This window comes from Saccharopolyspora shandongensis, assembly GCF_900106995.1.
GTDB lineage: Bacteria > Actinomycetota > Actinomycetes > Mycobacteriales > Pseudonocardiaceae > Saccharopolyspora > Saccharopolyspora shandongensis.
This window is the reverse complement of record NZ_FNOK01000009.1, coordinates 203,348-224,629: the sequence shown is the minus strand read 5'-3', so window position 1 is coordinate 224,629 and position 21,282 is coordinate 203,348. Positions and strand designations below refer to the sequence as shown.

The 21,282-nt window shown below is 68.9% G+C and carries 24 protein-coding genes; 17 read left to right on the top strand and 7 right to left on the bottom strand.

From position 1 onward, the window contains the following. Positions 1–2: 2 nt before the first annotated feature. The 3 genes from BLW84_RS12815 to BLW84_RS12805 form a co-directional block, all read right to left on the bottom strand. Positions 3–950 (bottom strand): alpha/beta fold hydrolase, encoded by a 948-nt coding sequence (locus tag BLW84_RS12815; protein ID WP_245761106.1) that lies wholly within the window; start codon positions 948–950, stop codon positions 3–5. Beyond that, positions 893–1,462: a TetR/AcrR family transcriptional regulator gene (locus tag BLW84_RS12810; RefSeq protein WP_093265182.1), complete on the bottom strand. Its 570-nt coding sequence runs from the start codon at positions 1,460–1,462 to the stop codon at positions 893–895. Before BLW84_RS12810 ends, BLW84_RS12815 begins: the two co-directional genes overlap by 58 nt. 201 nt (positions 1,463–1,663) lie before the next feature. Further along, complete coding sequence (locus BLW84_RS12805; protein WP_093265180.1) at positions 1,664–1,879, bottom strand: hypothetical protein; 216 nt, start codon at positions 1,877–1,879, stop codon at positions 1,664–1,666. 319 nt (positions 1,880–2,198) lie between these two features. Between BLW84_RS12805 and BLW84_RS12800 the strand changes: the two genes are divergently transcribed. Further along, a complete protein-coding gene (locus BLW84_RS12800) occupies positions 2,199–3,170 on the top strand; it encodes a C40 family peptidase (protein ID WP_093265179.1) in 972 nt (323 codons plus the stop codon). Positions 3,171–3,274: 104 nt separating this feature from the next. Further along, on the top strand, positions 3,275–4,540 hold the full coding sequence (locus BLW84_RS12795) for a basic secretory protein-like protein (protein ID WP_177226423.1): 1,266 nt from the start codon (positions 3,275–3,277) through the stop codon (positions 4,538–4,540). 21 nt (positions 4,541–4,561) lie between these two features. On the opposite strand, the gene BLW84_RS49870 is transcribed toward BLW84_RS12795, so the two are convergent. Next, a complete protein-coding gene (locus tag BLW84_RS49870; RefSeq protein ID WP_281247392.1) occupies positions 4,562–4,696 on the bottom strand; it encodes a hypothetical protein in 135 nt (44 codons plus the stop codon). A gap of 3 nt (positions 4,697–4,699) precedes the next feature. Between BLW84_RS49870 and BLW84_RS12790 the strand changes: the two genes are divergently transcribed. Continuing rightward, on the top strand, positions 4,700–4,969 hold the full coding sequence (locus BLW84_RS12790; RefSeq protein WP_093265177.1) for an amidohydrolase family protein: 270 nt from the start codon (positions 4,700–4,702) through the stop codon (positions 4,967–4,969). 58 nt (positions 4,970–5,027) lie between these two features. On the opposite strand, the gene BLW84_RS12785 is transcribed toward BLW84_RS12790, so the two are convergent. After that, positions 5,028–6,836: an AMP-dependent synthetase/ligase gene (locus BLW84_RS12785; RefSeq protein ID WP_093265176.1), complete on the bottom strand. Its 1,809-nt coding sequence runs from the start codon at positions 6,834–6,836 to the stop codon at positions 5,028–5,030. A 243-nt stretch (positions 6,837–7,079) separates the two neighbouring features. Here BLW84_RS12785 and BLW84_RS12780 point away from each other — a divergent pair, with 243 nt between their 5' ends. The 8 genes from BLW84_RS12780 to BLW84_RS12740 all read left to right on the top strand — a co-directional run bounded on the left by BLW84_RS12780 (position 7,080) and on the right by BLW84_RS12740 (position 14,139). Then, positions 7,080–7,868: a metallophosphoesterase family protein gene (locus BLW84_RS12780; RefSeq protein WP_093265251.1), complete on the top strand. Its 789-nt coding sequence runs from the start codon at positions 7,080–7,082 to the stop codon at positions 7,866–7,868. Between the two features lie 64 nt (positions 7,869–7,932). Beyond that, positions 7,933–8,376 (top strand): SRPBCC family protein, encoded by a 444-nt coding sequence (locus BLW84_RS12775; RefSeq protein WP_093265174.1) that lies wholly within the window; start codon positions 7,933–7,935, stop codon positions 8,374–8,376. 11 nt (positions 8,377–8,387) lie between these two features. Then, positions 8,388–9,605, top strand: coding sequence for an ArsA family ATPase (locus tag BLW84_RS12770; RefSeq protein WP_093265173.1), 1,218 nt, complete (start codon positions 8,388–8,390; stop codon positions 9,603–9,605). Positions 9,606–9,619: 14 nt separating this feature from the next. Beyond that, positions 9,620–9,988 carry a hypothetical protein gene (locus BLW84_RS12765; RefSeq protein WP_245761114.1) on the top strand — a complete coding sequence of 123 codons (369 nt, stop codon included), beginning with the start codon at positions 9,620–9,622 and terminating at the stop codon, positions 9,986–9,988. Further along, positions 9,982–10,917 carry an ROK family protein gene (locus tag BLW84_RS12760; protein ID WP_093265170.1) on the top strand — a complete coding sequence of 312 codons (936 nt, stop codon included), beginning with the start codon at positions 9,982–9,984 and terminating at the stop codon, positions 10,915–10,917. Before BLW84_RS12765 ends, BLW84_RS12760 begins: the two co-directional genes overlap by 7 nt. Before the next feature lie 991 nt (positions 10,918–11,908). Beyond that, a complete protein-coding gene (locus BLW84_RS12750) occupies positions 11,909–12,124 on the top strand; it encodes a DUF397 domain-containing protein (protein WP_093265166.1) in 216 nt (71 codons plus the stop codon). A 172-nt stretch (positions 12,125–12,296) separates the two neighbouring features. Beyond that, positions 12,297–13,229, top strand: a complete 933-nt coding sequence (locus BLW84_RS12745) for a helix-turn-helix domain-containing protein (RefSeq protein ID WP_093265165.1) — start codon at positions 12,297–12,299, stop codon at positions 13,227–13,229. Between the two features lie 28 nt (positions 13,230–13,257). Beyond that, positions 13,258–14,139: an SAM-dependent methyltransferase gene (locus BLW84_RS12740; RefSeq protein WP_245761105.1), complete on the top strand. Its 882-nt coding sequence runs from the start codon at positions 13,258–13,260 to the stop codon at positions 14,137–14,139. Positions 14,140–14,266: 127 nt separating this feature from the next. Here the strand turns inward: BLW84_RS12740 and BLW84_RS12735 are convergent, their stop codons facing one another. Together BLW84_RS12735 and BLW84_RS12730 are read right to left on the bottom strand one after the other, a co-directional pair. After that, positions 14,267–14,746, bottom strand: a complete 480-nt coding sequence (locus tag BLW84_RS12735; protein WP_093265163.1) for a hypothetical protein — start codon at positions 14,744–14,746, stop codon at positions 14,267–14,269. After that, positions 14,743–15,510 (bottom strand): alpha/beta hydrolase, encoded by a 768-nt coding sequence (locus tag BLW84_RS12730; protein ID WP_093265161.1) that lies wholly within the window; start codon positions 15,508–15,510, stop codon positions 14,743–14,745. The genes BLW84_RS12735 and BLW84_RS12730 overlap by 4 nt, the downstream gene beginning before the upstream one ends. Positions 15,511–15,709: 199 nt before the next feature. On the opposite strand from BLW84_RS12730, the gene BLW84_RS12725 reads away from it, so the two are divergent. The 6 genes from BLW84_RS12725 (at position 15,710) to BLW84_RS12695 (ending at position 21,163) form a co-directional block, all read left to right on the top strand. Further along, complete coding sequence (locus BLW84_RS12725; protein ID WP_093265160.1) at positions 15,710–16,459, top strand: lysophospholipid acyltransferase family protein; 750 nt, start codon at positions 15,710–15,712, stop codon at positions 16,457–16,459. A 45-nt stretch (positions 16,460–16,504) separates the two neighbouring features. Beyond that, complete coding sequence (locus tag BLW84_RS12720; protein WP_093265158.1) at positions 16,505–17,005, top strand: polyadenylate-specific 3'-exoribonuclease AS; 501 nt, start codon at positions 16,505–16,507, stop codon at positions 17,003–17,005. Between the two features lie 166 nt (positions 17,006–17,171). Next, positions 17,172–18,197, top strand: a complete 1,026-nt coding sequence (locus BLW84_RS12715) for a 6-phosphofructokinase (RefSeq protein ID WP_093265157.1) — start codon at positions 17,172–17,174, stop codon at positions 18,195–18,197. Between the two features lie 499 nt (positions 18,198–18,696). After that, complete coding sequence (locus BLW84_RS12705; RefSeq protein ID WP_093265155.1) at positions 18,697–19,131, top strand: hypothetical protein; 435 nt, start codon at positions 18,697–18,699, stop codon at positions 19,129–19,131. Between the two features lie 44 nt (positions 19,132–19,175). Then, on the top strand, positions 19,176–19,649 hold the full coding sequence (locus tag BLW84_RS12700) for a DUF3558 domain-containing protein (RefSeq protein WP_093265153.1): 474 nt from the start codon (positions 19,176–19,178) through the stop codon (positions 19,647–19,649). 11 nt (positions 19,650–19,660) lie between these two features. Continuing rightward, positions 19,661–21,163, top strand: coding sequence for a PPE domain-containing protein (locus tag BLW84_RS12695; protein ID WP_093265152.1), 1,503 nt, complete (start codon positions 19,661–19,663; stop codon positions 21,161–21,163). Positions 21,164–21,282 lie beyond the last annotated feature (119 nt).

Genomic DNA, 21,282 nt, shown 5'->3' with positions numbered 1-21,282 from the left:
CGTCAGCGTTCTTCGAGGAGCGCCCTGAGCGCGCCGGCGAACTGCGCGGGGCGTTCGACGGGCCCGAGATGACCACCGGGGAACTCGGTCAGGGGGAGCCCGAGCCCGGTGGCGAGGGCCGCGGCGGCCCGGTAGGGGAGCTGGCCCCGGGAGTCGATGCCGGCGACGGGGATCAGTCGCGGGCCCGCCGCGCCGAGCGCGGCCAGGTCGACCTCACCGGTGGTGAACGGGATCAGGACGTGCTCCAGGAACAGCGGTTGGAGCTCGCCGAGCTGAGAGAACAGCTCCAGCAGTTCCGGGGTGGGCGGTTCGGGGAGGGTCTCGGCGTAGCCGTCGAGCCAGTCGCCGGGGTGGCGCAGGTCCGGGGAGTCCGTGCCGGGTTCCAGAGCCGTCATGGTCTCGGTAATGAGCCGAGCCGCTTCGTCCATCCCCTGGGTGCGCGCGGTCGTCCGGGCCGCTTCGAGCGCGTCCCGGTGGCGTCCGGCGTCCGGCAGCAGGCCGAGCACCGGGGGCTCGTGGACGACCGCGAGGCGGAGGCGGTCGGGGTGGCGGGCCAGCAGTTCGAGGGTGGTGATGGCGCTGGAGCTGAAGGCGAACACGGTCGGCGGCTCGTCGAAGAGCGCCTCGATCAGGCCGAGGGTGTCCTCGGCGTAGAGCTTCGGGTGCTGGTCGCCGTGCTCGGTGCCCGGACGCGCCGAGGCCATGCGGCTGGACATGGCGACGACGCGGTAGTGGTCGACCAGGTGCGCGGCGAGCCCGTCGAGGACGCCGGCGTGGCCGGCGCCGCCGGGCAGGAGCAGCAGCGGGGGACCGTCGCCGCGCTCGCGGTAGTCGATGGGAGTGCCGTCGAGGGTGAGCGTTCCGGTGCGGATGAGTTTCTCCTGTTGGGTTTCTAGATCTTCGACCAGTTGGTCAGGGTGTGGTGGAGCGTGTCGACCGCCCGCCGCCATGAGACGTCGAGACTGTGGTCGGCGGTGAAGCCGCCGGTGGCCTCCAGGTCGCTGAAGCCGTGCAAGGTGCTGCGCAGCAACCGGACCGCGTCGGTGGCGTCGGGTTCGGAGAGGTCGTAGCCGCGCAGCAGCGCGTAGCAGACCTCGACGATGCGTGCCACGCCCGCCGATGCGGCGGGCCCCTCGGACGACACCGGGTACCGGGTGGCCGCGTAGCGGCCCGGATGCCCGGTCGCCATGGCCCGGTAGGTGTCGGCGAAGGCGATCAGGGCGTCGTAGCGGGAGCGTCCCGCCACGGCCGCGCCCAGCGCGTCGGCCCATTCGGTGAGCGCGCGCAGCGCCACGCGTTCCTGCAGGTCGGCGAGGCCCCGGATGTGGGTGTAGAGGCTGGCGTCGCGGACGCCGAAGCGCTTCGCGAGCGCCGCCAGCGTCAGGTTCTCGAAGCCGATCTCGTCGGCGAGGTCGGCGGCGGCGGACACCAGGGCATCCGGAGTGATCCTTTCACGCGCCATAAAGTTTCCTAACCTTCCTAGGATTAATCCTAATGTACACAGGAAAGCGGACGATGCGACTTCGCCGGCCGCGGGGGCGGGACGGCGGATCTGCGAGGTGGCGGGGACGGGCGGCCGCGGGCGGAGGAAGAGGTGCGTCCGGGGTGTTGGGGCCGCCGGGTTCGAAGAGGGTGGGGCCCGGTACGACGGACTGGGCAGCCGCTACCCCAAACGCGCATCCAGCTGCCGGGCCGGCCTGATCATCGCCGCCACGACCTGGCCTCGATGATCCACAGGACCGCCTTGCAGCTTGCCGACGCAATCGACCGCCTGGCGATTGGCGGACACGTGGCCGATGTCATAACCGATCACCAGCGTGTTGTGTGTCTCTCGATCGAGTGGGTTCGAATACAACAATTCCAGGTGACCGGCCTGCATGATCCGTCACCGTGAGCGCATGACTCTCATCCGTTAGAGGTCTTGTGCACGGAGGCGCAAATTTTTGGACCCACTTCTGGACCTTGCGGCTCACCTTTCGTAACCTACTCGGGACCTCGTGGCGATCAGTTGCCCAGACCGGGCGGCCCGCGGGGCACCGTTGCACCGGCTTGTCGGGGAGTCGGGCTGTGCCGGGCAGGGGGCAACCGGCCGGTAAGCGGGCGAAGCAGAAGGAGCAGTGCGCGACGTGGAGTCGCACCGACTTAAGCGCTCTTTGCGAGGTGCCCTGGCCGCAACCGCGGTCGCAGCCGTCGTTGGCATGACCTCCGGGCCGGCGCTCGCAGACCCACAACTCCCGAACAACGCGTCGGACGCGGCGAAGCAGGTGCAGGAGCTCCAGCACCAGGCCGAGCAGCTCACCGAAGAAGCGAAGAAGGCCGAAGACGACCACGACGCCAAGAGGGCGGAGCTGGATCGGGCGAACCAGGAGGCCGGTCAGGCCGAGCAGGTCGCCAACCAGGCCCGTGCCGAGGAAGAGCGGTTCCGCGGCCAGGTCGACCAGCTCACCCACGCGTCCTACCAGGGTGCTCGGCTGAACAAGCTGTCGGCGCTGCTGGTGAGCGAGACCCCGGAAGACTTCCTCAACCGCGCGTCCGCACTGGACGCGCTGGCCAAGGACAACAACGACGCGGTCAAGGCGCTGTCCTCGGCCCGGGAGCAGGCGGAGACCGCCGAGCGCGCCGCGCAGGACGCCCGCAACCGCGCTGTGCAGGCCGAGTCCGATGCCGCGCGCATCGCCGGCGAGCTGGACCAGAAGACCAAGGCGATGAACGACCAGATCGCCAAGGCCAGGCAGCGCTACAACCAGCTCAGCAGTGCGGACCGCGACTCGCTGAAGTCCGACGGAGAGACCGGCGTCGGCTCGATCGCCGGTGCCGGTGCGGCGATCCAGGCGGTCAACGCCGCGCTGGGCAAGCAGGGCTCCAGCTACGTGTGGGGTGCCAAGGGGCCGTCGACCTTCGACTGCTCCGGGCTGACCTACTGGGCCTACAAGCAGGCCGGCGTGACCATCGGCGGCTCGACGAAGACCCAGGTCACCGAGGGCCGCAGCGTGTCCGCCGGCGACCTCAAGCCGGGCGACCTGATCTTCTACTACAGCCCGGTCAGCCACGTCTCCATGTACATCGGCAACGGCAAGGCGGTGCACGCCCCGACCGAGGGCGACGTCGTCAAGGTGGCCGACTACAAGAAGATCGGCCCGGTGACGGCGATCCGCCGCGTCGCGGGCTGAGCTGACGTTCCGCATTCGGGGCCGGCGCCACCAGGTGCCGGCCCCGAACGCATGTCGGGGGACCCGGACGGGCCGCCGATGTGATCGGGAATACCATGCGCCCCGTGCATGCACCGGGGGTGATCAGGGCGTGGCTGGCGGTAGTCGCCGCCGGCGCCGTGCTGGCCGGGGTTTCCGCGATCCCGCTGCCGTCGCCGGAACTTCCGCGCACCGCGTCGGTGCGCGCCGGCTTCGCCGTGCCTGCGACGCCGGACGCGGCGGTGCGGGACCTGCTGGAGCGGCGGGCCGCCGCGGTCCGCGCCGGTGACGAGGCGGCGTTCGCGACCACGGTGGACCCCCAGTCGCCGCCGGACTTCCAGCGCCGCCAGCACGAGCTCTTCCGCAACCTCACGACGATCCCGGCGACCGAGTGGACTTACGAACTCGACGGCACGGCCGGTGACCGGCCGCCGGTGCCCGCGGCGGACGAGACCTGGGCCCCGCGGGTGGTGCTGCGCTACGCGCTGACCGATGTGGACGGTTCGCCGACCCGGCGGGCGCTCGGCTACGTGTTCGCCCGGCGCGGCGGTTCCTGGTACCTCGCGGACGATGCCGGCGCCTGGCGGGGCCCGTGGGACTTCGGGCTGTGCCACGTGCGCCGCACCGCAACCGGCATGGTCATCGGCCACGATCCGCAACCGGTGGCGCGGGTCTCCCGGCTGCTGGACGCCGCCGTGGCGGACGTGACGGCGGTCTGGGGGCCGGACTGGCCCCGGCGCGTGGGCGTGCTGGTCCCGGCGTCCCAGGAGGAGCTGCGTTCGCTGGTGGGGCCGGAGTTCGCGGTGGACGGCATCGCGGCCGTCGCGGTGGCCGACCGGGTGGACACCGACGCCCGCCGGGCGGAGGGCCAGCGGGTGGTGCTCAACCCCAAGGCGGCCGACCGGCTCTCCGACCAGGCCCTGCGCGTGGTCCTGCGGCACGAGATCACCCACGTCGCGGCCCGCGTGGACACGGCGGCCGACGCTCCGATGTGGATGCTGGAGGGCTTCGCCGACTACGTCGGCTACCGCAACAGCGGGGTGGCGCCGAAGGACATCGCCCCGGACCTCATCCGGAAGATCCACGAGGCCGGACCGCCGGCGAGGCTGCCCGACGACCGCGAGTTCCACCAGGCCGGGCGCCGCCTGGACCTGGCCTACCAGCAGTCCTGGTCGGTGGTGAGCCACCTCGCCGACCGGCTCGGCGAACGACGCCTGGTGGACCTCTACCGCCGCGTGGCGGCGACCGGCTCACCGGCCGAAGTGGACAGAGCCCTGCGCGAGGCCACGGGCCTCAGCAAGGCCCAGCTGGTGGCCGACTGGCGAGCCGGCCTCCGTCACACCTTCGGTTGATTCTCGGGCGGCTTCGTGCCGCTAGCTGAGGTTGGTCAACGTGTCGTCGGCGATCCGCATCGCGGGATCGGATCGGTTCGACCGCGCCCAGTCGGCCAGTTCGCCGACCATGGCCTCGATCTCCGCCGCCGCGAAGTGCGACGGCTGAACATCCACGACATGGTCAACCGCCGCACCGCCGCCGGCGAGGTGCTGAACGCGGACGAGCGCCTGACGGTGCTGGAGGCGGTTCGCGCCTACACGCACGGATCCGCTTACGCGGCAGGGGAAGAAGCGCTCAAGGGCACGTTGGCGCGCGGGAAGCTCGCCGACTTCGTCGTGCTGTCGGACGACCTCTGGGCGGTCGACCCGGCGAGGCTGAAGGACGTCGCGGTAGGCGCCACCGTCGTCGGCGGCGTTCCGGAGTACGACAGCGGAGCGCTCGCATAGCGCGGAGGGCCGCCGGTTTCGCGCGAAATCGGCGGCCCTCCGCACTGCGACGAGTCGGCTACGAGTAGATCGCCTCGATGGTGGCCGCGTGGTTCTCGGCGACCTTGTTCCGCTTGAGCTTCATGCTCGGCGTCAGCTCGCCGGTGGCCTCGGTGAAGTCCGCCGGCAGGATCCGGAACTGCTTGATCTGCTCCGCCCGGGACACCGCCTTGTTGGCCTCGTCGACGGCCTTCTGCACCTCGGCGCGCAGGTCCGGGTCGTCGACCAGCTCGGTCGCCGGGGTGTTCTCCGGCCGGGAGTTGTTCGCCAGCCAGGACGGCAGGAACTCCGGGTCGAGGGTGATCAGCGCGCCGATGAACGGCTTCTGGTCGCCGACCACCATGCACTGGCTGATCAGCGGGTGCGCCCGCAGCGCGTCCTCCAGCATCGCCGGGGCGACGTTCTTGCCGCCCGCGGTGACGATGATCTCCTTCTTCCGGCCGGTGATCTTCAGGAAGCCCTCGTCGTCCAGCGAACCGAGGTCGCCGGTGTGGAACCAGCCGTCCTCGAGGGACTCCTTGGTGGCGGTCGGGTTGTTCCAGTACTCCTTGAACACCACGTCGCCCTTGATCAGCACCTCGCCGTCCTCGGCGATGCGCACCGACGTGCCCGACACCGGCTTGCCGACGGTGCCGACCTTGAACGCGCTCTCCACGTTCACCGCGGCCGCGGCGGTCGTCTCGGTGAGCCCGTAGCCCTCCAGCACCGGCACGCCGACGCCGCGGAAGAAGTGCGCGAGCCGCTCGCCCAGCGGCGCGCCGCCGGATACCGCCGCGATGCAGCGACCGCCGAGGGCCGCCCGGAGCTTGCCGTACACGAGCTTGTCGAACAGCGCGTGCTTGAGCTTCAGCCCCAGGCCCGGGCCGCCCTCATCCTGGGCGCGGCTGAACGCGACCGCGGTGTCCTCGGCGAGGTCGAAGATCCGGCCCTTGCCGCTGCCGTGCGCCTTCTGCTTGGCGGTGTTGTAGACCTTCTCGAACACCCGCGGCACCGCCAGCACGAACGTCGGCCGGAACGAGCCGAGGTCGGTGACGAGGTCCTTGATGTCGCTGGTGTGGCCGAGGGTGACCCTGCCGTACACGCACATCACGGTGATCGCGCGGGCCAGCACGTGCGCCATCGGCAGGAACATCAGCATCGAGTTGCCGGGCCGGGTCAGCTGCGGGAAGGCCTCGATGTCCGCGCGCACCTCGGCGAGCATGTTGCGGTGCGTGAGCACGCAGCCCTTGGGGCGGCCGGTGGTGCCCGACGTGTAGATCAGCGTCGCGGCGTCCTCGGCGCGCACCGCGCGGCGGCGCAGGTGCACGTCGCGGTCCTCGACCTCCGCGCCGAGCGCGGTCAGCTCGTCGATCGCGCCGGCGGCTCCGCCGCTGGTCGGGCCCTCGATCTGCCAGACGTGGGAGACCTCGGAGAGCCGGTCCACGACCTTGTCCACCTCGGCGCGGTGCGACTCGGTCTCCACGATCACGGCCTTGGCCGCGGAGTCGGTGAGGATCCACTCGACCTGGTCGGCCGCGGAGGTCTCGTAGATCGGCACCGTGACGCAGCCGGCCGTCCAGATCGCGAAGTCCAGCAGGCTCCACTCGTACCGGGTCCGCGACATCAGGCCGACCCGGTCACCGGGCTCCAGGCCCGCGGCGACCAGGCCCTTGGCCACGGTCAGCACCTGCGCGGCGAAGTCGGCGGCGGTGACGTCGACCCAGGTGCCGTCCACCCGGCGCCGGAAGCTCACCGTGCTCCCGAAGCGCTCCGCGTTGGCCCACACCATGTCGGTGAGGTTCTCGTCCTCGGCCACGGTCGTTGTGGCAGGCGCGCTGAACTCTCGCACGTCGAAACCTCCGAAAACACACCAGTCAGTGGGGCACAACCTAACGCCGATAGTTACTGAGCGGTAGTCCCCGTTGTGCGCCGCTCCAGTCAACACAGCGTAGTTGTCCCGATGATCGGCATGGTGCCGCCGGTTGGCGGCTTGCGCCGCTCGAACGGTGCAGGTGGGCTACGAGCGCTCCCAAAGCGGTGCTCGAACGGATTAAGTTCGAGGGGAGGAGTTGTCGGCGGAGGGGAGTTGGACTTGCGCGTCCACGTCGTTTCGGACGTCCACGGCAACGTCGAGGACCTCAAGCGGGCCGGGGACGGCGCCGACGCGCTGGTGGTGCTCGGTGACCTGATCGACTTCGTCGACTACCACGACCACGGCAAGGGCATCCTCGGTCGGGTGTTCGGCCCGGAGAAGGTGGCCCGGTTCGCCGAGCTGCGGCGCAGCCAGCGCGGCCCGGAGTTCGGCGCCTACGTGCGCTCGCTGTGGGCCGGCCTGACCGATCCGGCGGCGGTGGTCGAGGAGGCCGTGCGCGAGCAGTACGCCGAGCTGTTCGCGGCGCTGACCGCGCCCACCTACGCCACCCCGGGCAACGTCGACGCACCGCACCTGTGGCCGGAGTTCGTCCGCGACGGCATCCGGGTGCTCGACGGCGAGAGCGCCGAAATCGGCGGCCTGACCTTCGGTTTCGTCGGCGGCACCGTGCTGCCGGCGGGCGTGACGCTGCGCCGCCACGCCGCCTGGGTGCCGTACCTGCGGCCCGAGGACGAGTACGACGCGGCCGTCGCGGCGCTGCCCGAAGTGGACGTGCTGTGCACCCACCTGCCGCCCGCCGTGGCGGAGCTGACCTACGACGTGGTGGCGCGGCGGCCGGAGACCGGCTCGGCCGCGCTGGTCGAACGGATCGCCGCCGACCGGCCGCGGTGGTCGCTGTTCGGGCACGTGCACCAGCCGCTGGCGCAGCGCATGCGAATCGGGCGCACCGAGTGCGTCAACGTCGGGCATTTCCAGCGCATCGGGCGGCCCTACGTGCTCCGCTGGTGAAGGTGAGGAGAAACCCTGCTCCTCCGCGCCGCTACCGCTGCCCGCACCCGGTAACCTGCGGCGCATGGTCGATCAGTCCACCCAGTCCATCGTGATCGAGGCGCCGGCCGCGCAGATCATGACAGCCATCGCGGATTTCGGCGCCTACCCGGAGTGGGCGGAAGCGGTGAAGGAGACCGAGGTGCTCTCGCGAACCTCGGGTGGTGACGCGGAGCGGGTGCGCTTCGTGCTGGACGCCGGAGTGGTCAAGGACACCTACGTCAACGTCTACGACTGGGCGGGCGACGGCCTGTCGGTGAGCTGGAACCTCGTCGAGGGCCAGGTGCAGAAGGCGCAGCGCGGCAGCTACCGGCTCAGCCCGCTGCCTGACGACCGCACCGAGGTGACCTACAGCCTGGCGGTGGACCTGGCGATCCCGATGATCGGCCTGTTCAAGCGGAAGGCCGAGAAGATGATCATGGATACGGCGCTGAAGGAGCTCAAGCGCCGCGTCGAAGGCGCGAAGTAAGCAAGCATCCGTTGCGAATCCTGCTGTTCACCGGAAAAGGCGGGGTGGGCAAGACCACCCTCGCCGCCGCCACCGCTGCGCGCATCGCCGGCCGCGGGGGCAAGGTGCTCGTCGTCTCCACCGACCCGGCGCACTCGCTGGGCGATGCGCTCGACGTCGAGCTCGGCGCGAAGCCGCGCGAGGTGCGGCTGGACGGCTCGCGCGCGATGCTGCACGCCGCCGAGGTGCAGACCCGCGGCCTGGTCGACGGCGCCTGGCGGGAGCTGCGCGAACACCTGCGGACCATGCTGCAGGGAGCCGGTGTCGACGAGGTCGACGCGGAAGAGCTCACGGTGCTGCCCGGCGTGGAGGACCTGCTCGCGCTCTCCGAGGTGCACCGGCTGGCCGTGAGCGGGCCGTGGGACACCGTGATCGTCGACTGCGGGCCGACCGCCGAAACGCTGCGGCTGCTCGCGCTGCCCGAATCGCTCGCCGGCTACCTGGAGCGGCTGTTCCCGGCGCACCGCCGGGCCGTGCGCGGCTTGCTCGCCGGCATCGCCGGTAGCGAGCAGGTGGAGCGCTGGGACTCCGTCGCCGACGGGCTCGGGCGGCTCGCGGAGCGGCTCGCGGACCTCAAGGACATGCTCGGCGACAACGGGACCAGCGTCCGGCTGGTGCTCACCCCGGAGACGGTGGTGGCCGCCGAAACCCGCCGGACGCTGACCGCCCTGGCGCTCCAGCAGATCCGGGTGGACGGCCTGGTGGCCAACCGAGTGGTGCCGCACCCCGGATCGGCGCGCGGCGCCGCGGCGGGCTGGTTGCGCACCCGCCGCCGCGAGCAGGAGAAGGTGCTCGACACCCTGCGGGCGGCGACGGATCTGCCGCTGCGCGTGGTCGAGCACCGCGCCGCCGAACCGGTCGGCGCGGAGGAGCTGCTGGCGCTCGGCGACGAGCTCTACGCCGAGGCCGATCCGCTGGAGAACCCGTCGAACCAGCCGTCCATGCAGGTCACCGGCGGTGGGCGAACGCTGGACGCGGAGTACTCGCTGCGGATCGCGCTGCCGCTGCACCCGGCGGCGGAGCTGGACCTGGCGCGGGTCGGTGACGAGCTGGCGATCACCGTCGACGGCCGCCGCAGGCTGATCGCCCTGCCTGCGGTGCTCCAGCGGTGCGCCGTGACCTCGGCGGTCGCTGGCGACGACGGGCTGACGGTGCGGTTCCGGCCGGACCCAGAGTTGTGGATGCGGTGAGACCGGTGGACGAGATGCGCGACGAATCCCGGCACGACCAGCTCCTCGACGAGCTTCGGCAACTGCTCGACGTGGTCGCGGGCAAGGCGGAGGACTACCTCGGCAATTGCGACCAGGACGCCGAGCCCGGAAGCGGAACGGCCTGCGGCTGGTGCCCGCTGTGCGCGGCGGTGGCGCGGCTGCGCGGTCACCGCCCGGAGCTCAACGACCAGCTCCTCGGGATCGTCCGGTCGCTGCGGCAGATGCTGGCCGATCCGCGCCCGGCCGAAGAGCCGGAGGAGTCCGAAGAGGACGTTCCGGCACCGTCGAAGGTGCGGCGGATCGCGGTGCGGCGGGTCACCGGCCCGGTGCTGGCGGACGGCGAGGCCGCGTCGAGGTGCTGACCATCGGAGTGGACGTCGGCGGAACCAGCGTGCGGGCCGGCGTGGCGGATCAGCACGGCGAGATCCTGGAAACCCACCGCGTGCCCACGCCGGCCACCGGCCCGGAGCTGAACGCGGCGATCGCGGACACGGTTCGCGCGCTCGCCGACCGGTACCCGGTCGCCGGGGTCGGCCTGGCCGTCGCCGGGTTCGTCAGCGAGGACCGCAGGGTGGTGCGCTTCGCGCCGCACCTGGCCTGGCGGCACGTCGCGGTCGCCGACGAGCTCGCCGAGCGGCTCGGGCTGCCGGTCGTCCTGGAGCACGACGCCAACGCCGCGGCCGTCGCGGAGCAGCGTTTCGGAGCGGCGGTCGGCGCGCGGGTGGCCGCGCTGGTGGCCATCGGCACCGGCATCGGCGGCGCGCTGGTGATCGGCGGCGAGGTGTTCCGCGGGGCCTACGGCGTCGCCCCGGAGCTGGGGCACCTGCGCGTCGTCCCGGACGGCAGGCCGTGCTCCTGCGGCAAACGAGGCTGCTGGGAGCGGTACTGCAGCGGCACCGCACTGGCGGCCACGGCGCTGGAACTCCGCCGGGAGGCGGGGGAGCCGGTGCTGGTCGAGCCGACCGGCGTCGACGTCGCGCACGCGGCGGAAGCGGGCGATCCGGTAGCCCGCCGCGCGGTCGCGGATCTGGCCCGCTGGCTCGGCGAGGGCCTGGCGCTCGTCGCGGACGTCTACGACCCGGAGGTCGTGGTGATCGCGGGCGGGGTCTCCGACTCGGCGCACCTGTTCCTCGACGCGGCCCGGGAGCACTACGCCCAGGCGGTCACGGGAGCCGGTCACCGCCCGCTGGCGCGGATCGCGGTGGCCCACTACGGGGATTCGGCGGCCATGATCGGCTCGGCGGCCCTGGCCCGAGAACACGTCCTCACCAAAGCCCCCCACCTGACCTGACGACGCGATTCCGCGAGACGTCGCCGAACACGCGCCCACAGATCGCGTCGGCCAAGCCCCTGTAAACGGTCCTGCGCCAATCGGCGTGGTCAAATCCTGGTCCGATGTGCCCCCAACAACTACCTATTTAAAGGTGGCGGCAGCGTTGAGGATTCGATTAATCATTCTTCGATTAATCGCGTGCGGATTTTCGAAGTTTTTCTCGTATTATTGTTGAAATGACAGGTGCTGGGCTGGTAAAAATTGGTCACATGTATCGGGACGTCTCGTTTGGCCTCAATGGTCGTTTGGGTTGCTGACTCCGGCGGCGTTTCTCGGTGTAGAGCGTGGCTTCCTGTTCCAGCAGGGAGCCATGCGGGTTAATTGTCTTCGCGGGTTGGAAAGGAACAACGGTTGAGGAGTGTAGATCGTCATCGGCGTGCCGGGCCAGGCGAACAAGGTGGTCACAGGGCATCTCACCCGCCCAGGGGGCGCCGTCGGAGTCGGAGCCCCCTGGTGGGGCCAGGTGCGCGGCTGCGAGTTGGGGCCGACGAGGGGCGCGAGGCCGCGCTCGTCCCTAGGGCGGCTGGGCCGGCATGGCTAGGTTTGATCGGTGACGTCCTTGGCGGGTGGGGCATCACCATGCGAGCGGGCGTGTTGTTGGTGATCTGTTTTCTGGGGTCAGCGCTGGTGATGTCAGCACCGGGGGCCGTTCTCGTCACTTCGTTGATCGGGTTTGTGTGGGGGAGGATCGCATTCCGCCGCCGGTTGCGGTAAGACGTCTTTCGGTCTCGTGTTTGCCCAGCCGTGTCCGCGCCTGGGCAAACACGATCGATGCCGGATTTGCCACTGTGCGGTGGGGCTTGTCCGTGTTCGTCCTTCAACTGGAGCGTGGTGCTCTCGATGGTGTGACCGCGATTGCCGGGAGATTAATCGTGGAACACGATTAATCATGCGTTTGAGGTAAGGGAGATTTATCTGTTGGAGGTACAAGGTGAAGGAACGGTGCCCGATGCGCGTTACGGCTCATTTCTCCGATGAGACCTGGCGAACGTCTAGCAGATGTGGCCCTAACAATGCGAACTGCCTGGCAGTCAACCATGACAAGGGGACTGATCTTGTCGGACTTCGTGACACGAAGCTGTCCGACAGTCCCGTGCTGGTGTTCGTGGCGCGCCAGTGGTGGTCCTTCCTGGCCTCCGCGCGAGCCGGGGTCTATGACAGGTGAGATGCGCGATACCACCCGTTTGGTCTCATGGGTTGCGATTAATCGTTATAGCGTAGCCGTCTATGACTCCAATTGGGTGTGTCATTTCGATGCTGGTATGTCAAGTTCGGTGTTGCTGCACATACAGCTACAATAATCATTCAGAGTTAATCTCGGACCGACTTGGAGACCGGTGTCCGGCACGATGCAGTGTCTCGCGGCGCGAAGTTTTCTCGGCAAGGCGGTGCGCAACGCCCGCATCCGGGTTGCCGTGAGCCAGGACCAGCTCGCCAAGAAGTGTGGCTGGTCGCAGGGAAAGATCCAGAAGATCGAGTCTGCCAGTCAGGCGACCGCTGTGGGGGATGTGGACACGCTCGTCGAGGCGTTGGGCATCGGTGAAGAATTGGCCGAAAAGATGAGGGACTCGGCGCGGAAGTCCCGCGAGCTTCGAAGTGGGCGCCCGTCGCCGCCTCCGTACTTCCACAGGTTCCTCGAATCCGAACCCCATGCCACCGAGGTTCGTGCGTGGCATTGCGAGCGGATCCCAGGCTTGTTGCAAAGCGAACAGTACATGTTGGCACAATTCAGGCATGCGGGTGCCGATGATGTGACCCAGTCCATGCGTCAGCGCCTCGAGCGGCGGAAAACACTGTTGGGATCCCGGCCGCCGTTCTACCGCGTCGTCCTGAGCGAATCGGCCTTCCGGCGCATGCCTGGAGGACGGGCTAGGCGAAATGCTATCCTCGCGGACCAAGCGGAACATCTCATCGAGTTCACATCCCAATGCACGCGTTTGCAGCTGCAGGTCCTGCCCTTTGACGCGGAAACTCCCTACGTACCCGGCGATTTCACTGCGATGAGCTTCGCTGTGGATCCGCTGTCGGCTGATGCGGAGGCGCCGGAGGCAGGTCGGGAATCGTTCGTTTACCTTGAGCACGCGCACCATGGCGACTACCGCAAGAAGAGCCAGGAGCTCAAGGGGTACCACAACACGTGGGATCAGCTCAGTGCGGCTGCATTGTCGCAGCAAGATACGAAGTTGTTCCTGCAGGACCTGGCCGAGGAGTGCCGTAGCCGGCTCCCCCTAACGGCGCTTCCCCAGGAGAGCAAAGATCTGCTTAAATGATCATCATTGCGGCACAGCATGCGGGGAGATGATCAGCGCGATGTCGGAGCGCGACGAGGATATCGACGCACCTCGCGGCATAGATCTCGAGAGTCCAAGCGTGGCGCGTGTCTACGACTACTTCCTCGGAGGCTGTACCAACTGGGCGATCGACCGCGCTTTCGGCGACATGATCCTGCAGGGCTTCCCCGTCCTGCGTGATATCGCCGTCGCGAACCGGCTGTTCATGCATCGTGTGGTCCGCCATCTCGTGCGCCTCGGTGTGCGGCAGATCGTCGATGTTGGTTCTGGTGCGCCGACGATGGGGGCGGCCCACCAGGTGGCCCAAGAGCTGGATTCCGAGGTCAACGTTGTCTACATTGACCGTGATCCGATCGCGGTTGCCCATTCGCGACTACTTCTGGACCAAACGGGCGATCCGCGCAGACATGTGGCGATCGAAGCCGACCTGCGTGAACCGGACAGGCTTTGGCAGAAGATGCTCGCCACCGAACTCGTGGATCCTGATGAGCCGATAGCGTTGCTGCTGATCGCTGTTCTCCATATACAACAATTCGATAAAAATGGTTCGGAAATAGGCCCGGAGGCTGTTGCGCGGTACCGCGAGTTGCTGCCGACTGGCTCGTTCCTCGCGGTGTCGCACATAACTGATGACGGTGTTCCCGAGGAAATCTTCTCCAAGCTCGTAGCTCTCAGGTGTCGTTGCGCCTCCTCCAGCAGTCCCATGATTTGGCGCAGCCGGGATGACATCGGCGCGCTCCTCGGAAATTTCACGCATTTGTCGCCGGGTATGTGCTGGACGCCGCTTTGGTACCCGGAGGCAACTGACTCCTTATCCCAGGATTCTCCGTTTACTAGCCCAAGCGAATCAGCCACTTGGGCAGGAGTGGGCCATAAGCGCTCGGCGTGAACCAGCCTGCGTTCGAGGAGCTAGCGCCGTTGGACGGCGCCCCTCTCCGCAGCAATTGAGGGTGCTGCCGCTCCCTGCGCCCGGTAGGCAAGGCCTTGTACTGCGCCAATCTCTCGACAAGCGAGGGTCAGACCTGGGCGCCGTCGTCGTTGCCGGTGTTCGGCGGCGGGCCCTGGCGCAGCCTCAGCAGGAGCCAGCCGATGCCTGCGCTGATCAGCACCAGGCCCAGCGGCATCGAGAGCGAACTCGACATCCCGGCGAGGCCGGGCACCAGCAGGACCAGCACTCCGACCGCGATCACCGCGATCCCGAGCAGCGTCGTCGGTCGCGGCGTGGGCAGCGGCGGCGGCTCCGGCGGGACGAAGTGCTCTTCCTCCTCCTCGGGCCCCGGCGTCCAGTCCCGCGGCCCCGCGTCGGGCGCGGCCTTCGGCTCGACCTCGGCGACGTCGGCGACCGCGCTCGCGGTGCCCGCGGCGTCGGTGGTCTCCCCGGGGACGTCCTCGGGCCACCGCGCGAACGTCGAGTCCCGCTCCAGATCGGCGACGATCTCGGCGAATGCGGCGTCGATGTCCTCCGGCCCGTCGGGGTTGTCGCGGCGCGTGTTCATACGACTTCCTCGGCCCGTTCGCAGTGGATGCGTTGCAGGAATTCGACGCTGCCGCTGAAGATCGCGGGCGCGTCGTGGTCCAGCGTCGCCACGTGGAAGCTGTCGGCCAGCACGACCTCCGCGAGATCGCTGCTGGCGACCCCGTCCAGCACGAGCGCGGAGTTGACCGGCTCCACGACGTGGTCGACGGCCGACCGGAACAGCAGCAGCGGCTGGCGCACCCGGCCGAGGTCGGCACGCACGACGCCCCAGAACTCCTGCATGCTGGCCATCGCGCGCAGCGGCAACCGCTGGTAGGCGAGCTCGAACCCGCCGGGCTTGGCGATGTCGCCGGGGATCCCGCCGATCGCGGGCCACACCCGGCCCAGCAGCGGTAGCAGCCGGGCACCCATGCGCAGCGTCGTCACCGACGGGTTGACCAGCACGATCCCGGCGATATCGGGATGCCGCTCGGCCAGCCGCAAGGTGAGCGTGCCGCCCATGGACTGGCCGAACACGAACACCGACCGGCAACGCCCGCGCAGTTCGGCGAGTTCGGCCTCGGCCGCGGCGTACCAGTCCCGCCAGCTCGTCCGGTTCAGGTCCGGCCACCGGGTGCCGTGGCCGGGAAGCAGCGGGCAGCGGACCGTGAACCCCTCCGCCGCCAGGTGCTCGCCCCAGGCGCGCATGCTCTGCGGGGTGCTGGTGAACCCGTGGCAGAGCAGCACGCCGATGTCCTCCGATCCGTTGTGCGTGAACGGTTCGGCACCGGGGAGCACGGGCACCGCGGCCTCCCAACAGCATCGGCGAGCCAGTACCGCTTCATCGTCGCATGCGCGGCCGACATGTGGGGCGGATTGGCGGTGCCGTCGTGATCGCTCCGGGTAGGCGGTCGAGATCACCACATCGAGGTCGCATTGTGCCCGATGTCGCGGCTCCGTAGGCTGAGCAGGGAAGTCGGCGGGGCAAGGAGGCGGCAGCGCGGTGTTGTACTGGGTGATGAAGCACTTCCTGCTCGGGCCCTTGATGAAGCTGTTCTGCCGTCCGAAGGTCGAAGGCGTCGAGCACGTGCCGGCTACCGGCGGCGCGATCCTGGTCAGCAACCACCTGGCGGTCGCCGACTCGTTCTTCATGCCGCTGATGATGCCGCGCCGGGTGACGTTCCTGGCCAAGCGCGAGTACTTCACGGGCAAGGGCGTCAAGGGCAAGTTCAAGAAGTACTTCTTCTCGGGTGTCGGGCAGGTGCCGATCGACCGCTCCAGCGGCGCCGCCGCGCAGGCTGCGCTGGACACCGGCGTCCGCCTGCTGCGAGAGGGCAAGCTGCTGGGCGTCTACCCGGAGGGCACCCGGTCGCCGGACGGTCGCCTGTACAAGGGCAAGACCGGTGTCGCGCGGATGGCGCTGGAGTCGAAGGCGCCGGTGATCCCGATCGCGATGTTCGGCACCGACCGGGTCAACCCCATCGGATCGAAGATGTGGTACCCGCACAAGGTCGTGGTGAAGGTCGGGCCGCCGCTGGACTTCTCCCGCTACGAGGGCATGGCGGGCGACCGGTTCGTGGAGCGGTCCATCACCGACGAGATCATGTACGCGCTCATGGAGCTCTCCGGCCAGGAGTACGTGGACGTCTACGCCGCCAAGGTGAAGGACGACCTCGCCGCGCAGGGCAAGCACGTCGCGGGCTGGAAGGCGCAGAAGCCGGCCGAGCGGCTCCCGGAGTCCAAGGCCGGCTGACGGCCCGCACACCCTGCTGGAACAGCGGCCACCTACCCTTGCCCGGTGCGGTACTTCTACGACTGCGAGTTCATCGAGGACGGACAGACCATCGAGCTGGTGTCGATCGGGATGGTCGACGAGTCCGGCCGCGAGTTCTACGCGGTGTCCACCGAGTTCGACGCGTCTCGGGCCGGTGCCTGGGTGCGGCAGCACGTGCTGCCGCAGTTGCCGCCGCCCGCCGATCCGTGCTGGCGCTCCCGCGCCCGGATCCGCGAGGACCTGTATTCCTTCCTGACCGCCCGCAACGGGAACATCGAGCTGTGGGCCTGGTACGCCGCCTACGACCACGTGGCGCTGGCGCAGCTGTGGGGCGCGATGCCGATGCTGCCGTCGCGGATCCCGAAGTTCACCCGCGACCTGCGGCAGCGCTGGGAGGACGTCGGCAAGCCCAAGCTGCCGGCCGCGCCGGACAACGCCCACGACGCCCTGGCCGACGCCAAGCACAACCTCGAGCGCTGGAAGGTGATCGAGGAGGTCCGCCGCAAGCGCGGCTTCGTCTGGTAATCGGCTCCGGACCTCGCACGTTCCCAGCTCCGCGGTCGCGACCGGTAACTTCCCGGGTACTTGCTGCAACGATCCAGTTCGTGCCACGCTGTGGCCAGGGGGAGATGCAGATCACGTCCTTTCTGGGCTGAATTCGAGGAGGCGGCGAAAAGCGATGCCGGCTGGAATGCGTGTCGGAGTGCTCACCGGTGGCGGCGACTGCCCCGGGCTCAACGCGGTGCTCCGCGCGGTGACCCGCAAGGGGATTTCGGTGCACCAGCACGAGATCCTGGGATTCCGCAGCGGATGGCTGGGTCCGGTGGAGGGCCTGACCATGCCGCTGACCCTGGACAAGGTGGAGGACATCCTCAACCGGGGCGGCACCATCCTGGGCTCGTCGCGCACCAACCCGTACAAGGTCGACGACGGGATCGCCCGGCTCAAGGCGACCTTGGAGGAGAACCGGGTGGACGCGCTGATCGCGATCGGCGGCGAGGACACCCTCGGCGTCGCCGAGCAGCTCACCCACGACGGCGTGCCGGTGGTCGGCGTGCCCAAGACGATCGACAACGACCTGGACGCCACCGACTACACGTTCGGCTTCGACACGGCGGTGCACATCGCCACGGAGGCCATCGACCGTTTGCGCACGACGGCGGAGTCGCACCACAGGGCGCTGGTGGTCGAGGTGATGGGTCGGCACGCGGGGTGGATCGCGCTGCACTCCGGGCTGGCGGGCGGCGCGAACGTCATCCTCGTGCCGGAGCAGCCGTTCAGCGTCGAGAAGGTCTGCGCCTGGGTGGAGCAGCGCTTCGAGCGCCAGTACGCGCCGATCATCGTGGTCGCCGAGGGAGCGGTTCCGGAGGGCGGCAAGGAACTGCTGCTGACGGGCGAGAAGGACGCCTTCGGCCACGTCCGGCTGGGCGGCGTCGGCACCTGGCTGGCGGAGGAGATCGCGGCGCGCACGGGCAAGGAGTCGCGCGCGATGGTCCTCGGCCACGTGCAGCGCGGAGGCACGCCGACGGCCTACGACCGGGTGCTGGCGACCCGCTTCGGCCTGCACGCGATCGACGCGATCACGGAAGGCGACTACGGCAAGATGGTGGCGCTGCGCGGCACGGACATCGTCCGGGTGCCCCTGCGCGAAGCAACGGCATCGCTGAAGACGGTGCCCCTGGAGCGCTACGCAGAAGCCGAAGTCCTCTTCGGCTGAGCCGCCCGATAGGCGCCGCCGTCTGACCCGTGAGGTCGGGCGGCGGCGCCTTTCGCACGTTCAAGCCCAGACGAGATGCAGGTTCGATCGCCGCGACAACCGGCTGAGCGCGGCCTCGGCGGACCGGAAGCTGGCCCGAACTTGGCCGGATGCGCTGACGACGTCGGCTCAGTCGTCGAAGGCCATGCCCCAGTACTCGACCTGCGCGTCGTGGCGATCGCCGAACTCCTCGCACAGGGCGAACAACCGCGGAGCGGTTTCCCGCGCCAGGTCCCGAAGTTCGGCCATGAATTCTTCCGGGCTCCCCAACGCCTCTCCGGTTCGGTTGACTGCCGTGATCGAGGAATCAGTCTTGGATTCGGTGGGCTTCATTCCTGACTAGTCTCAACGGGTGAAGTGAGCCCGTCATGTGATCATCTTTCGAGTTCACACGCGTGCGCGATGTCCGGTTCGCTAGAGTTCTTCCCGGTTGGACGATCTGTGCCGGAGGGGGCTCGGGATGGCTGACGCGTACTTATCTGGGGAGCTGGGCTCGGCCGTCGGCTTCGCCGGTGCCGGTGCGGCGCTGGGCGCGATCGCGCAGCAGAACGACCAGCTGTCGCAGCAGGTTTCATCCGGCCAGCTGAAGATGAACCCCGACGCAGCCAACAAAGCGGCCGACGTCTACGAGCGCAAGGCAGAAGAAGTCGACGATCTTGCCCAAGCTGCAGCCAAATTGGGTCGTATTGACGGTTTGGGGGAGTATCGCTCCGCGCAGGAGTTGGCGGCGAAGTTCGGGCAGAAGGCCGTGGGAGAAAACGGTTCGGCTGACTTGCTGGGAAAGCTGCGTGACGAGTTGATCCAGAAGGCGGACCTCTTCCGTCAAGCGGCGAGGGACTACGTTGCTACTGACGAGCAGATCGGTGAGGACTTGCAGAGGGGTAGTCAGGCGTGAGGACGTTGTCTCGAACTGCGGTTGCGACGTGTGTCGGCACAGCAATGCTGGCCATCGCAGCCTGTGGCGGTCCGGCATCGAGTGACGCCCCGCCTCCCAAGGAGGAGCCACAGGGGCTCGCCGCGATCGATCCTTGTGCGCTGCTGACGCCTGAAGAGCTGAAGTCGTTTGGTTTCGAGGAGTCTGGCGAGCCTGACTCGAGTACTTCCTCAGAGCCGGGCTGCCGCTTCAACGGGCGTCCGTTCAGGGCGACTTTCTCCAAGAACCAGGAGAAGACAGTCGAGTCGTACGGCAAGCAGGACAACTGGGCGAAGTTTGACCGCGCAGAGGTCGATGGGCGTCCTGCGGCTAGTGCGATTGACAAGAGTGCGACGCAGGCGCGGATCTGTTCGGCTCTGTTCAACGCTGGTGGTGGTGTGATCATCATCGATGTGAGTGAGTTCCGTGACCAGGGGCTCGATGAGTGTGCCGAGGGTTTGAAGATTGCTGAGGCTATTGCGCCTCGGATGCCGAGATAGCTGGGGGATCGATGGGGTTTTTCGAGTGGGCCGGGGGTGTAGCCAAAGACGTCGGTGGCGCCGTCGTTGACACTGCCTCCACGGTTGGCAACGCCGTCGCCCAGGGCGCTGGCGGGGCCTACGACGCCGGCGCGGACCTGTTCGGCTACAACTCCCGGGCACAAAACGCCCAGGAGGCCGCTGCTGCGGCTTCCGAGCAGCACAACGAGCAGCTCCGCCAACAGCTTGAGGCGCAGAACAGGGCGCTGGCCAGCGGCATGGAGTTCGACCCCGCATCGATCACCCAGCAGGAGAACTGGCAGTCCTACAGCCACCAGGAGCTCTACGACACCAACCAGCGTTCGCTGGACCAGGAAAAGGCCACCAGAGCCGCCCAGCAGTGGCGGGAAATCGCCGCGAAGCTGAAGGACATCGGGCCAGCGCTGCAGCGCGAGGCCGGTGCGGCGATCTCGGGCGGCTGGGAGGGCGAGGCCGCCGATGCGGCCAACGAGTCGGCGGAACCGCTGGTCAACTGGATGTCCAGCAGCTCCGAGGCATTCCACCTGACCGGCAACAAGATCGAGGAAGCCGCCTCGGGTGCCGGTCAGGTCAAGGCGATGGTCCCGGAACCCGAGGGGCACCACTACGGTCGGACCATGCTGGCGAGCATCCCGGCTGGAGTCGCCGGTGGCGGTCTCGACGCGCTGGCGCAGATGAGGGAGCGGCAGCAGGCCGAGCGCGGGGCGCAGGAGACCATGGGGCGGGTGCTCAGTCCCACGTACTCCAATGTGGACACTTCGGTTCCGGCTTACCGGGACCTCAACGACAAGCCCACGCCGCCGCCTCCGCCGCCCCCACCGCCGCCCCCGCCGCCGCCCATCGAGCCGCCGCCCCCGCCGGTTCAGCCGAGGAACCGCAAGGGCAGCGGACAGCCCTCGACGCCTTCAGTCGCCAACGTCGGCGACATCACCGGCGGAAACCCCAACATTCCGGCAAAGACCGGATCGGCGTGGACCCCGGGCGACTCGCCGGCCAGGCTGCCAGGTGATATCCCCGGCTCCGGGCTCCCCGGCCGCGTTGGGCAGGGAGACGCGGGCATCGGCTACCTGCCCGGCCCCGGAGCGGGACGCACTGGCCCCGGTGGCCCCGGGCCCGGAATGGGACGTGGCGGGCCTGGCGGTGGTCCAGGAATGGGCCGCGGCGGTGCCGGTGGTGCTGGCGGCGGTAAGCCCGGCGGGCTCGGTGCAGGTGGCGCCGGTCGGCTAGGCGCCGGTGCTGGTGCGGGCGCGCTCGGAGCAGGTGGTCGTGCCGGAGTTGGCGGGCTCGGCGCTGGCGGCGCAGCCGGTGGCGCGGCCGGTGCCGCGGGCGGTGCGGCCGGACGCGGTGGCACGGGCGCCGGCGGGACGGGCGCGGCAGGTCAGCGCGGCCAAGGCTCCGAGGACCAGGATCACGAGCGTCCCGGGTGGCTCGAAGAGCAGGACGACATCTGGCTCGAAGACATGCCCAAGACCGCGCCACCCGTTTTCGGCGCCTGATCACTCCGCAGTTTCAGTTGAAACTGCGGATCGTCGGCGTGTCGCACCACGACACGCCGACACCTGTGGATAACTTCCGCAATTTCAATGGAAATTGGACCTTCGATTTCCATTGGAAT